General features: G+C 70.8%; 12 protein-coding genes. 11 read left to right on the forward strand and 1 reads right to left on the reverse strand.

All coding sequences use genetic code 11. From position 1 onward, the window contains the following. Nucleotides 1-2: 2 nt before the first annotated feature. The 7 genes from C2U31_RS22040 (at nt 3) to C2U31_RS22070 (ending at nt 8,163) form a co-directional block, all read left to right on the forward strand. Complete coding sequence (locus C2U31_RS22040) at nt 3-3,404, forward strand: DUF802 domain-containing protein (RefSeq protein WP_103274733.1); 3,402 nt, start codon at nt 3-5, stop codon at nt 3,402-3,404. Then, on the forward strand, nt 3,401-4,051 hold the full coding sequence (locus tag C2U31_RS22045; RefSeq protein ID WP_103274734.1) for an OmpA family protein: 651 nt from the start codon (nt 3,401-3,403) through the stop codon (nt 4,049-4,051). Before C2U31_RS22040 ends, C2U31_RS22045 begins: the two co-directional genes overlap by 4 nt. Continuing rightward, nucleotides 4,044-4,895 (forward strand): DUF2894 domain-containing protein, encoded by an 852-nt coding sequence (locus C2U31_RS22050; RefSeq protein ID WP_103274735.1) that lies wholly within the window; start codon nt 4,044-4,046, stop codon nt 4,893-4,895. The genes C2U31_RS22045 and C2U31_RS22050 overlap by 8 nt, the downstream gene beginning before the upstream one ends. 78 nt (nt 4,896-4,973) lie before the next feature. Continuing rightward, a complete protein-coding gene (locus C2U31_RS22055; protein WP_103274736.1) occupies nt 4,974-5,219 on the forward strand; it encodes a ParD-like family protein in 246 nt (81 codons plus the stop codon). Beyond that, complete coding sequence (gene map, locus C2U31_RS22060; protein WP_103274737.1) at nt 5,219-6,010, forward strand: type I methionyl aminopeptidase; 792 nt, start codon at nt 5,219-5,221, stop codon at nt 6,008-6,010. Before C2U31_RS22055 ends, map begins: the two co-directional genes overlap by 1 nt. A 134-nt stretch (nt 6,011-6,144) precedes the next feature. Beyond that, the gene (locus C2U31_RS22065) at nt 6,145-7,368 is read left to right on the forward strand and encodes an MFS transporter (RefSeq protein WP_103274738.1); all 1,224 of its coding nucleotides are present in this window, start codon (nt 6,145-6,147) and stop codon (nt 7,366-7,368) included. Nucleotides 7,369-7,539: 171 nt separating this feature from the next. After that, a complete protein-coding gene (locus C2U31_RS22070) occupies nt 7,540-8,163 on the forward strand; it encodes a glutathione S-transferase family protein (protein WP_103274739.1) in 624 nt (207 codons plus the stop codon). 37 nt (nt 8,164-8,200) lie between these two features. On the opposite strand, the gene C2U31_RS22075 is transcribed toward C2U31_RS22070, so the two are convergent. Continuing rightward, on the reverse strand, nt 8,201-9,529 hold the full coding sequence (locus tag C2U31_RS22075) for a DUF445 domain-containing protein (protein WP_103274740.1): 1,329 nt from the start codon (nt 9,527-9,529) through the stop codon (nt 8,201-8,203). Nucleotides 9,530-9,769: 240 nt separating this feature from the next. Between C2U31_RS22075 and C2U31_RS22080 the strand changes: the two genes are divergently transcribed. Genes C2U31_RS22080 through C2U31_RS22095 form a run of 4 tightly spaced genes read left to right on the forward strand, consistent with a single transcriptional unit; the run spans nt 9,770 to nt 12,772 of the window. After that, complete coding sequence (locus tag C2U31_RS22080) at nt 9,770-10,606, forward strand: transporter substrate-binding domain-containing protein (RefSeq protein ID WP_103274741.1); 837 nt, start codon at nt 9,770-9,772, stop codon at nt 10,604-10,606. A gap of 54 nt (nt 10,607-10,660) precedes the next feature. Beyond that, nucleotides 10,661-11,323: an amino acid ABC transporter permease gene (locus C2U31_RS22085; protein ID WP_103274742.1), complete on the forward strand. Its 663-nt coding sequence runs from the start codon at nt 10,661-10,663 to the stop codon at nt 11,321-11,323. Nucleotides 11,324-11,328: 5 nt separating this feature from the next. Continuing rightward, the gene (locus C2U31_RS22090; protein WP_103276514.1) at nt 11,329-11,988 is read left to right on the forward strand and encodes an amino acid ABC transporter permease; all 660 of its coding nucleotides are present in this window, start codon (nt 11,329-11,331) and stop codon (nt 11,986-11,988) included. Between the two features lie 13 nt (nt 11,989-12,001). Next, complete coding sequence (locus C2U31_RS22095) at nt 12,002-12,772, forward strand: amino acid ABC transporter ATP-binding protein (protein ID WP_103274743.1); 771 nt, start codon at nt 12,002-12,004, stop codon at nt 12,770-12,772. The last annotated feature ends 13 nt before the right edge of the window (nt 12,773-12,785 follow it).

Raw genomic sequence — 12,785 nt, forward strand, 5'->3', positions numbered from 1 at the left:
CTATGTCCCGATACCTCATCAATCTGGTCGTTTTTCTTGTGGGCCTGGCCGCGGCAGGCTGGATCGGCGCGGGCTATGTCGGCTCGAACCCATTGGCGCTCGGCGTCACGCTGCTGATCGCCCTGTTCTACATGGCGGGCGCCTTCGAGCTGTACCGCTACGGCCGCGCCACCAGCGGGCTGCGCCAGGCGGTGGCCGGGCTGGAGGCCCCGCCCGCCTCGCTGGCCGGCTGGCTCGACTCCCTGCCGCCCAGCCTGCGCCACGCCGCCCGGCTGCGCATCGAAGGCGAGCGCGCCGCCCTGCCCGGCCCCTCGCTCACGCCCTACCTGGTCGGCCTGCTGGTCTTGCTGGGCATGCTCGGCACCTTCCTGGGCATGGTGGTCACGCTGCGGGGCACCGGCCTGGCGCTGGAAAGCGCCACCGACCTGCACGCCATCCGCGCCTCGCTGGCCGCGCCGGTCAAGGGCCTGGGCTTCGCCTTCGGCACCTCGATCGCCGGCGTCGCCACCTCGGCCATGCTGGGCCTGCTGTCCGCGCTCTGCCGGCGCGACCGCATCCTGGCCTCGCAGCAGTTCGACGCCCGCGTCGCCACCACGCTGCGCCCCTATTCGCAAAGCTACCAGCGCGAGGAAACGCTCAAGCTGCTGCAGCGCCAGGCCGACGCCATGCCGGCCCTGGCCGAACGCCTGCAGGCCATGATCGACGCCGTCGAGCGCCAGGGCCAGGCCATGAATGACCGCCAGCTCGCCAGCCAGGACGCCTTCCAGGGCAAGGCCGAGGCCGCCTACAGCCGCCTGGCCGCCTCGGTCGAACAGACGCTCAAGGCCAGCGTGGCCGACAGCGCCCGCGCCGCCGGCGCGGCGTTGCAGCCTGTCGTGGAAGCCACCATGACCGGCCTGGCGCGCGAGACCGCCGCGCTGCGCGACACCGTGTCCGACGCAGTGCAGCGCCAGCTCGACGGCCTGTCCGCCGGATTCCGCGAATCCACCGCCGACGTGGCCGGCATCTGGGCGCGCGCGCTGGACGGCCAGCAGCGCGCCAACGAAACGCTGGCGAACGACCTGCGCGTCTCGCTGGATCAGTTCGCCGCCACCTTCGAGCAGCGTTCCGCCGCGCTGATGGATGGCATGTCCACGCGCATGGAGGCCTCGGCCGGCAAGCTGTCCGACGTCTGGGACGGCGCGCTGTCGCGCCAGGAACGCGCCGGCGAAAAGCTGGCTGGCGACAACCAACAGGCCCTGGCCGCCGCCGCCGCCGCGCTGGAACGCCAATCGGCCGCGCTGGTGCAGGCCGTGAGCCAGTCCCACGCCGACCTGCAAGCCGCGCTGATGGCGCGCGACGAGCAGCGCCTGGCCGCCTGGAACGCATCGCTGGGTTCGGTCTCGGCCTCGCTGCGCCAGGAATGGGAACAGGCGGCGGCGCAGACCGCCGGCCGCCAGCAGGAGATCTGCGACGCGCTGGCGCTGACCGCCCAGCGCATCTCCGACCACACCCAGCTGCAGGCCGGCGAGACCATCGCCGAGATCAGCCGACTGGTGCAGGCCGCGGCCGACGCGCCCAAGGCCGCCGCCGCGCTGCAGGCCGAGCTGGCCGCGCGCGACCAGGATCGCCTGCAGGCCTGGACGGCCTCGCTGGAGAACATGACCGCCGCGCTGCGCCAGGAATGGCAGCAGGCTGGCGCCGAGGCGGCCAGCCGCCAGCGCGAAATCTGCGACGCGCTGTCGCTCGCCGCGCAGAACATCTGCGAGCAGGCGCGCACCCAGGCCAGCGGCACGCTGGCCGAGATCAACCGGCTGGTCGACGCCGCCGCCGACGCGCCCAAGGCCGCCCTCGCGTTGCAGGACGAACTGGCCGCGCGCGACCGCGAGCGCCTGGACGCCTGGAGCGGCTCGCTGGCCGAGATGACCGCCGCGCTGCGCCAGGAATGGCAGCAGGCTGGCGCCGACGCCGCCAGCCGCCAGCGCGAAATCTGTGACGCGCTGGCCCTGGCCGCGCAGCGCATCTCCGAACAGACGCAGGCCCAGGCCAGCGGCACGCTGGCGGAAATCAACCGACTGGTCGACGCCGCCGCCGACGCGCCCAAGGCCGCCCTCGCCCTGCAGGGCGAGCTGGCCGCGCGCGACCGCGAGCGCCTGGACGCCTGGAGCGGCTCGCTGGCCGAGATGGCCGCCGCGCTGCGCCAGGAATGGCAGCAGGCCGGCGCCGACGCCGCCAGCCGCCAGCGCGAAATCTGCGATGCCCTGCTGCTGGCCGCGCAGGACATCTCCGAGCAAGGCCGCGCCCAGGCCAGCGGCACGCTGGCGGAAATCAACCGCCTGGTCGATGCCGCCGCCGAGGCGCCCAAGGCCGCCGTCGCCCTGCAGGCCGAGCTGGTGGCCCGCGACCAGGCCCGCCTGGACGCGTGGACCGGCACGCTGGCCGAGATGGCCGCCACGCTGCGCCAGGAATGGCAGCAGGCCGGCGCCGATGCCGCCAGCCGCCAGCAGCAGATCTGCGAGGCGCTGGCCGACACCGCCCGCCAGATCTCGGATCAATCGCGCGCCCACGCCAGCGACACGCTGGCCGAGATCAACCGCCTGGTCGATGCCGCCGCCGAGGCGCCCAAGGCCGCCGTCGCCCTGCAAAGCGACCTGGTGGCCCGCGACGAGGCCCGCCTGGACGCCTGGACCGGATCGCTGGCCGGCATGGCCGCCGCGCTGCGCGAGGAATGGCAGCAGACCGGCGCCGCCACCGCCAGCCGCCAGCAGGAAATCTGCGACGCGCTGGCCCAGGCCGCGCGCGACATCTCCGAGCACACCCACACCCACGCCAGCGCCACCATCGCCGAGATCGAGCGCCTGGCGCAGGCCGCGTCCGAGGCGCCGCGCGCCGCCGCCGAGGTCATCGGCGAACTGCGTCAGAAGCTGTCCGACAGCCTGGCCCACGACAACGCCATGCTGGAAGAGCGCGGCCGCCTGCTCGACACGCTCGCGACCCTGCTGGACGCCGTCAACCTCGCCTCCACCGAGCAACGCGCCGCCGTGGACGCGCTGGTCGGCACCACCTCGGAGCTGATGGACCGGGTGGGCGCGCAGTTCTCGGAACGCGTCGAATCCGAAACCGGCAAGCTGGCCGAGATCTCGGCCCAGGTCACCGGCAGCGCCGTCGAAGTGGCCAGCCTGGGCGAGGCCTTCGGCGCCGCGGTGCAGCTGTTCAGCGCGTCCAACGACAAGCTGGCCACGCAGCTCGAACGCATCGAGGCGGCGCTGGACAAGTCCATCGCCCGTGGCGACGAACAGCTCTCCTACTACGTGTCGCAGGCGCGTGAAGTGGTGGACCTGAGCCTGATGTCGCAGAAGCAGATCATTGAAGACCTGCAGCACCTGGCCAGCCAGCGCGCCGACGCGGGAACCGAGGCCGCATGAGCGAGGACTTCGACGCCGGCGTGGACAGCACCGCGCCCACCTGGGCGGTCTTCGGCGACCTGATGTCGGTGCTGCTGGGTTCGTTCGTGCTGATCCTGGTCAGCGTGATCGGCATGCAGCTCGAACTGTCGACCCAGCTGGAAGACGAGGTCAAGCAGCGCCAGGAGGAAACCCATCGCCGCGAAAGCCTGGAACAGGTGCTGGCCGGCCCGCTGGCCGCCGGCCGCGTCACGCTGGTCAACGGCCGCATCGGCATCAGCGGCAGCGTGCTGTTCGCGCTGAACTCCGACCAGCTCCAGCCCGAGGGCCGCGAGCTGCTCAGGAGCCTGGCCGAACCGCTCACCGCCTACCTGGGCACGCGCCAGGAAATCCTGATGGTCAGCGGCTTCACCGACGACCAGCAGGTGCGCGAGGGCAACCGCCGCTTCGCGGACAACTGGGATCTCTCGGCCCAGCGCGCGCTGACCGTCACCCGCACCCTGATCGACACCGGCGTGCCGTCCTCGTCCCTGTTCGCCGCGGCCTTCGGCTCGGAGCAGCCGGTGGCCTCGAACGCCGACGCCGAGGGCCAGGCCAAGAACCGCCGCGTGGAAATCGCGCCGGTGCCGCGCCTGGCCGGCGACCCGGCCAAGAAACCGAATGAGTGACCACACGCAGGCCGACGCCGGGCGCGAACGGGATCCGATCCCGACCGCCCGGGAAAGCGATCAGGACCGCCAGGCCTTGAGCGCCCCCGTGGACGAGTCCGCCAGCGCCCACGCGGACGCGCCCACCGGCGCCCCCGCCCTGCCCCGCAGCGCCGCCGGCCTGCGCCTGGACGCCTGGCGCGAGCGCGGCGCCGACCGCATGGATCCCGTGCGCTTCCGCTTCATGGAAGCGCTGGAGCGACGCGCCGCCCCGCATGCCGGCGCCGCCCGCGCGCTGCTGGACCAGCGCCTGGCCGCCCTGCTCGACGCCTACGCGGCGGACCTGGAGCGGGACGAGGCCGCGCCCGGCGGCCCCGCGCCCGAGCCGTCGCAAGCGCCTGGCCGCGAGGCGCGGGATTGCGCCGCCGCCGATACGCCCATCGACGCGCCCCTGCCCGCCGACACCCTGGCCAGCCTGGCCCGCGCGCTCGACACCGGCCACGCGGTGCCCTGGCGCGGCGCCTACCCGGAGCTGCCGCTCCTGGACGTGTACCGCGATATCTGGGCCAAGGTCAGCGCCAACCGCCAGCTGCGCCAATCGGAACAGCAGGTGCCCGACAATGCCGGCCCGCTCAATTCCAACAACCTGGTCCACCGCTCGCTGGCGCTGATGCGCCAGCTCTCGCCCGGCTATCTGCACCAGTTCCTGTCCTACCTGGACGCGCTGGCCTGGATGGAGCAGTTCGATGGCGCGGTGGCCGCTGCCAAGGAAGCCGCGCGCGGTTCGGCCAAGGCTGGCGCCAAGGGTGCGGGCAAGGCGGCTAAGCCCGCCGCCGCCAAGCGCAGCCGGGCCAAGACGGCCTGACGCCCCGTCCGATTTGCGCCGGGCCCGGTGCCCGCAGTAAGATACGATCCATATACAAACCATATACGGATCACTTACATGGGCATCGTCAAGATCTCCGAGCAGATGCATGAGAACCTGCGCGTGGCCAGCGCCGCGCTCAGCCGCTCCATCAATTCCCAGGCCGAGCACTGGATGCGCATCGGCATGCTGTCCGAGCTGTATCCCCAGCTGCGCCACGCGGACATCTGCCAGCTGCTGATCCGCATCGAGCAGGCCGAGGGCTTCTCCATCGCCGCCCTGTCCCAGGGCCAGCCGCAAGACGCCCATCGGGAGGCCGCGTGATGGCCAGGAAGGTCTCGATCAAATCCGCCGCCGACATCGAAATGGCCCGCAAGGCCGGCGCGCTGGCGGCCGAAGTGCTGCAGGTGGTGGCCGAGCACGTGCGGCCCGGCGTCACCACCGACGAGCTGGACCGCATCTGCCACGACCACATCGTCAAGGTGCAGCAGGCCATCCCCGCCAACATCGGCTACCACGGCTTTCCCAAGACCATCTGCGCCTCGCCCAACCACGTCATCTGCCACGGCATCCCGTCGTCCAAGGTGCTCAAGAACGGCGACATCCTGAACATCGACGTGGCCGTCATCAAGGACGGCTGGTACGGCGACACCAGCCGCATGTACTACGTCGGCGAGCCCAGCCCGCTGGCCCGCAGGCTGGTCCGCACCACCTACGAAGCCATGCGCGCCGGCATCATGGCCGTCAAGCCAGGCGCCACGCTGGGCGATATCGGTCACGCCATCCAGACGGTGGCGCACCGCGAGCACTTCAGCATCGTGCGCGAGTACTGCGGCCACGGCATCGGCCAGATCTATCACGACGAGCCGCAGGTGCTGCACTACGGCCGTCCCGGCGAGGGCCTGGTGCTGCAACCCGGCATGATGTTCACCATCGAGCCCATGATCAACGCCGGCAAGCCGGCCACGCGCCAGATGCCCGACGGCTGGACCGTAGTCACCAAGGACCGCTCGCTGTCCGCGCAGTGGGAGCACATGGTGGTGGTGACCGACACCGGCTATGAAGTGCTGACGCCCTGGCCCGACGGCTTCGGCGACTATCCGCCCATCCCCTGAGGCGGCTGCCGGGCAGCGCAAGTAGCGGAGTGCCGTGGCGGACGGCGGCGGCCATGATGGCGTCTCCGCCGTCCTGGCCGCACGCTGCCACGCCAGGACGGTTCCCGTCCAACGCACCGGCTGCCATCGCCTCCATGCCCTCCCTGTCTCCGGCGTTCCGCCGACTGGCCTCGTCCAACCTGGCCGCCCAATTCTCCGAACAGATCGCCCTGGCCGCCGCGCCGCTGGCCGCCGTGCTGGCGCTGGGCGCCGACGCCGCCCAGACCGGCTATCTGCAGACCGCCCAGACCCTGCCCTTCCTGCTGCTGTCGCTGCCCGCCGGCGTGCTGGCCGACCGCATGCAGCGCCGGCTGCTGATGAGCGCCGCCGAGTGTGCGCGCGCCGTGAGCCTGCTGTGCCTGCTGGCGCTGCTCTGGTCCGGCCAGTTGACCCTGCCGCTGCTGGCCGCGCTGGGTTTCCTGGGCGCCGTCGGCACCGTCGCCTACAACGTGGCCGCGCCCGCGCTGGTGCCCCGGCTGCTGCGGCCGGCCGAGCTGGCCGGCGCCAACCGCTGGCTGGAGCTGGCGCGCAGCGCCGCCTTCTCGGCCGGGCCGGCCGCCGGCGGCGCGCTGGTCAGCGCGCTGGGCGCGTCCGCCGCCTACGCGCTGGCGACCGCGCTGTCGCTGCTGGCCGCCCTGCTGCTGGCGGGACTGCCGGCCGACGCGCCCGCCGCGACGGCGACGCGCCGCCACATCGGACGCGAACTGTCCGACGGCGCCGCCTTCGTGCTGCGCCATCCGCTGCTGCGGCCCGTGCTGGTCACCGCCGTGTTCTTCAATGTGGCCTGGTTCGTGCTGCAGGCCGTGTACGTGGTCTATGCCATCCGCGACCTGGGGCTGGACGCCGCCGGCGTGGGCCTGACGCTGGGCATCTATGGCCTGGGCATGCTGGCCGGCGCGCTGCTGGCGCCGCGCCTGGCGCGCCGGCTGAGCTTCGGCGCGCTGATCGCCGCCGGCCCGCTGTGCGCGCTGCTGGCCAGCGGCCTGATGCTGCTGACCCTGGCGCGCCCCTCGCCCGCGCTGGCGGCGCTCGCCTTCTTCCTGTTCGGCGCCGGTCCCATCCTCTGGACCATCGCCACCACCACGCTGCGCCAGGCGGTCACGCCCAACGCCATGCTGGGCCGCGTATCGGCCGTGATCCTGACCGCCACCTTCGGCGCCCGGCCCGTCGGTGCGCTGATCGGCGCGGCCCTGGCCGAGCAGGTCGACATCGCCGCCTGCCTGTGGGTCTCTGCGCTGGGCTTCGCGCTGCAATTCGCCGTGATCTGCGCCTCGCCGGTGCCCAGGCTGCGCAGCCAGCCCGAAGCCGTGGCCGGCTGATCCGGAGCGCGGGCGCGGGCTGGCCATGCCTAGCCCAGCGGGCCTCGCCGGCGGCGGTTGGCCGGCGGCGCCGGCACTGTTGCGGCCCGGGAAAACGCAAACTGTATCTGCCGCCTGGACGCGCCATGCCATAGACTGGCCCGGTCGATCGTCCATCCCTCCGTCCGCCTCATGCTGAAAATCCTGGGAAAAGCCTCATCCATCAACGTGCGCAAGGTCCTGTGGACCTGCGTCGAACTCGACCTGCCCTTCGAGCGCGAAGACTGGGGTTCGGGTTTCCAGCCCACCAACGCGCCGGCCTTCCTGGCGCTCAACCCGAACGCCATGGTGCCCGTCATCCAGGACGGCGACTTCACGCTGTGGGAATCGAACAGCATCATCCGCTACCTGGCCAACCAGTACGGCGACGGCGCGCTCTACCCGGCCGAGGCGCGCCTGCGCGCCCGGGTGGATCAATGGATGGACTGGCAGGCCACGGACCTGAACCGCTCATGGAGCTACGCCTTCATGGCCCTGGCGCGCCAGTCGCCCGCCCATCAGGATCCCGCCGCGATCCAGGCCTCGCAACAGGCGTGGACGCAGTTCATGGGCATCCTGGAACAGCGCCTGCAAGCCACCGGCGGCCATGTGGCGGGCGCCGGCTACTCGCTGGCGGACATTCCCGTCGGCCTGTCGGTCAACCGGTGGTTCGAAACGCCTTTCGCGAAGCCGGCGCTGCCGGCGGTGGCGGCCTACTACGACCGGCTGGCATTGCGCGAGGGCTACCGGCGGCATGGCCGCAATGGCTTGGCCTAGGACCGGCATGCCCGCCTGGCGGCAACGCGGCCAGCGCTCAGCCGCCCGCCAGCAGCACCAGCGCGTGCAGGCCCACCCCGATCAGCCCGCCCACCAGCGTGCCGTTGAAGCGGATGTACTGCAGATCGCGGCCCACGCTCAGCTCCAGCTCGTCGACCAGATGGCGCTCGTCCCAGTTCTTGACGGTGCGCGCGATATGCCCGGTGACGCCGGCGCGCAGCCTGCCGGTGAGCCGGCGCGCCGCGCCCAGCACGTGGCGGTTCAGCGCCTCGCGCAGCGCCGCATCCTCCGCGAGCCTGCGGCCCATCGCCAACAAGGCGCTTTCCAGATGCGCGGCCAGCGCCGAGTCCGGCGTGGACAGATCGCGCCGCAGCGCCGCGTGGATGTCGTCCCATAGTCCGCGCACGTACTCCTGCACCTTCGGGTGATCGATGGCGCGCTGCTTGAGCGCCTCGGCCTGCGCCGCCAGCGCCGGATCGCTGCGCAGCCGTCCGATATAGTCCTGCAGCCAGCCCTCGTAGTCCTGGCGCACCGGATGATCCGGCTGCGACAGCACTTCGCGCAGCTCCTGCACCAGCGCGCGCGCCAGCCGGTCGGCCAGGTTGTCGGCGATGCCGTCCACCGAGGCGATCACGTCCACGGCCGCGATGATGCGCGGCCATTCCTTGCGCGCGAACTTCACCAGCAGATTCGAGGCGCGCTCGCGCACCTCTTCCGTGCCCAGGTAGCCGCCCAGCCGCTCCAGCGCGGCGTCCAGCAGCTCCTGATGGCGTCCGTCGCGGGTCAGCAGGCTCAGCACCTCGCCGGCCGTGGCGGACGCGTCCCAGCGCCGCAGGTTGGACACCACGAACTCCTGGATCACGCCGCGCACCGCGCGGTCGTCCAGCAGATCCAGCGTCTGCAGCGCCACGCGGCGCGCGCCCTCGCTCAGGACGCGCGCCTGCCGTGGCCGCTCCAGCCAGCGGGCCAAACGCGCGGCCGGATCGAACACGCGCAGTTTTTCCAGCAGCGTGTCCGGGTCCAGGAAATGGTCGCGCACGAACACGGCCAGGTTGTCGCCGATGCGGTCCTTGTTGCTGGGGATGATGGCCGTGTGCGGAATCGGCAGCCCCAGCGGCCGGCGAAACAGCGCCACCACCGCGAACCAGTCCGCCAGCGCGCCCACCGTGGCCGCCTCGCAGAACGCCCGCACCCAGGCCCAGACACCCTGCCCGCCCATCGCGTGGCTGGCCACGAAACCGCCCAACATGGCGGCCAGCAGGAGCAGCGCGGCGATCTTCATGCGCCGCAGCTGCGCGCGCCGCGCGTCCGAGGCCAGGGAGGAATGAGGAACGGCGGGCGTGTCGTGGCGAGGCGTGTCGGTCATGCGGTCATGGCGCTCGAGGGACGAATCAGCTTTGCAGCATACCAAGCGCGCGCCGCCCGCCGGCGGCCCGTCGTTCCCGCCTCGCCTGAGAGCCTTGCGCGCTGGCGCCAGGCCGTGGAAACCCTTGATTGACAAGGCATGACCCGTGACGCCTAATCAATCAATCCAATAAAAAAGACATATGTCCAATATATCGGACATAACAATCGCCAACAACGCTTCCATCTGAAGGGGAATGCCATGACCACTTCCGTACGCGCAGGCCTGCTGTCGCTGGCCGCCGCCGCCCTCCTGTCCGCCGCACCCGCCCAGGCCGGCAAGCTCGAAGACGTGCTGGCCCGCGGCCATCTCGTCCTGGGCACCGGCAGCACCAACGCGCCCTGGCATTTCAAGAGCGCCGACGACAAGCTGCAGGGCTTCGACGTGGACATGGGCCGCATCATCGCCAAGGCGCTGTTCGGCAATCCCGACAAGATCACCTACGTCAACCAATCATCCGACGCCCGCATTCCCAACATCACCACCAACAAGGTCGACATCACCTGCCAGTTCATGACCGTGACGGGCGAACGCGCCCAGCAGGTCGCCTTCACCATCCCCTACTACCGCGAAGGCGTGGGCCTGATGCTCAAGGCCGACGGCAAGTACGCCGACTACGCCGCGCTGAAGGAAGCCGGCTCGTCCGTGACGGTCTCGGTGCTGCAGAACGTCTATGCCGAGCCGATGGTGCGCGCCGCGCTGCCCAAGGCCAATGTCGACCAGTACGAGTCCGTGGACCTGATCTATCAGGCGCTGGCCTCGGGCCGCGCCGACGCGGTGGCCACCGACCAGTCCTCGCTGGCCTGGTACATGACGCAGAATCCCGGCCGCTTCAAGGACGCCGGCTACGGCTGGAACCCGCAGACCTACGCCTGCGCCGTCAAGCGCGGCGATCAGGACTGGCTCAACTTCGTCAACACGGCCCTGCACGAAGCCATGACCGGCGTCGAATTCGACGCCTACGCCAAGTCGTTCAAGACCTGGTTCGGCAAGGACCTGCCGCCGCCGCAGATCGGCTTCCCGGTCGAATACCGCTGATCCTCGCCCGCGGCGGGGCCGTCCCCGCCGCCACCCAGCTTGCGGGAACGACGCATGGACTACACGCTGAATTTCGGCGCCGTCTGGCGCAACTTCGAGTACCTGATGAGCGGCCTGGCGCTGAGCCTGGGCCTGGCCGCGGTTTCCATCCTGATCGGCGCGGCGATCGGCCTGGCCCTGGCCTTCGCGCTGACGTCCAGGCGCCTGGCGCTGTCCGCGCCGGCGCGGCTGTACGTCACGCTGCTGCGCAACCTGCCCATCCTGGTGCTGGTGCTGTTCGCCTATTTCGCGCTGCCCCAGCTGGGGGTCCGGATCGACAAGATCAAGAGCTTCATGCTGGTGCTGTCGCTCTATTCCGGCGCCTACCTGGCCGAGGTGTTCCGCGCCGGGCTGCTGTCGATCCCGCGCGGCCTGACCGAGGCAGGACTGGCGATCGGCCTGACGCCCACGCAGATCCGCGCGACCATCATCGCGCCACTGATGCTGCGCAACGTGCTGCCCTCGCTGTCGTCCACGATCATCTCGCTGTTCAAGGACACCTCGCTGGCGGCCGTCATCGCCGTGCCCGAACTGACCTTCGCCGCGCGCAAGATCAACGTCGAGAGCTTCCGCGTCATCGAGACCTGGATCGTCACGTCCGCGCTCTATGTCGCCTGCTGCTTCCTCATCGCCGCCGCGCTGCGCCTGATCGAGCGCCGCCTGGCGCTGCCCAGGTGAATCCCATGTCGCAGACCTTTCTTGAACAACTGTGGGCCGCCCGCCAGGTCATCCTGAACGGCCTGGCGGTCTCGGTGTCGATCTCGCTGCTGGCCATCGCCGCGGGCTCCGTCCTGGGCGTGCTGGCCGGCCTGGCGCTGACCTATGGCGGCCGGGCCGCGCGCCTGGCGCTGCGGACCTACATCGACATCGTGCGCGGCACGCCGGTGCTGGTCCTGGTGCTGGCCAGCTACTACGTGTCGGCGGCCATCGGCCTGGACCTGGGGCCCTTCGCGGCCGGCGTGCTGGCGCTGGCGGTGTTCTGCTCGTCGCACGTCGGCGAGATCGTGCGCGGCGCGCTGCAGGCCATTCCCCGGGGTCAGACCGAAGCCGCCAAGGCCATCGGCCTGAGCTTCGCCCAGACCTTCTCGTCGGTGCTGTGGCCGCAGGCGCTGCGCCAATGCCTGCCGGCCTGGGTCAACACGGCGGCCGAGATGGTCAAGGCGTCCACCTTGCTGTCCGTCATCGGCGTCGCCGAGCTGCTGCTGCGCACGCAGGAAATCATCTCGCGCAACTTCATGAGCCTCCAGTTCTATTTCCTGGCCGGAGGCCTGTACTTCATCGTGAACTTCGGCATCGAGCGCCTGGGCAAATACGTCGAGCGCAAGACCGCGCTGCCGTCCTGAGGAGATCACCACCATGGCCAACACCATCCTGGACATCGCGGGCCTGCGCAAGGCCTACGGCCAGAACGAAGTGCTCAAGGGCGTGGACTGCGCCGTGCGCGAAGGCGAAGTCATCTCCATCATCGGCTCGTCCGGCTCGGGCAAGACGACCCTGCTCCGATGCATCAACATGCTGGAGGAATTCGAGGGCGGCACCATCCGGCTGGACGGCGAGGAAATCGGCTACCACGTCGAAGGCGGCCAGCGCCGGCGCAAGAGCGAGAAGGACATCGCCCGCCAGCGCGCGCTGACCGGCATGGCCTTCCAGCAGTTCAATCTGTTCCCCCACATGAGCGCGGCCGAGAACGTCATGCTGGGCCTCATCAAGGTCAAGAAGCTGGACAAGGCCCAGGCCCGCGCCATCGCCGGACAATGGCTGGAACGCGTGGGCCTGGCGGCGCGCGCCAACCACTACCCCGGCCAGCTCTCCGGCGGCCAGCAGCAGCGCGTGGCCATCGCCCGCGCCATCGCCATGGCGCCCAGGCTGATGCTGTTCGACGAAGTGACCTCGGCGCTGGACCCCGAACTGGTGGGCGAGGTGCTGCAGGTCATCAAGGCGCTGGCGGCCGACGGCATGACCATGCTGCTGGTCACGCACGAAATGCGCTTCGCCTACGAAGTATCGTCCCGCGTCATCTTCATGAACCAGGGCGTCATCTGCGAAGAAGGCGACCCCAGAGAGATGTTCGCGCGCCCCCGGACCGAGCGGCTGGCGGAGTTCCTCAAGTCGTCGAGCTTCAGCTAGGGTCCGATCGCCT

Source organism: Achromobacter sp. AONIH1 (assembly GCF_002902905.1).
Lineage (GTDB): Bacteria > Pseudomonadota > Gammaproteobacteria > Burkholderiales > Burkholderiaceae_B > Achromobacter.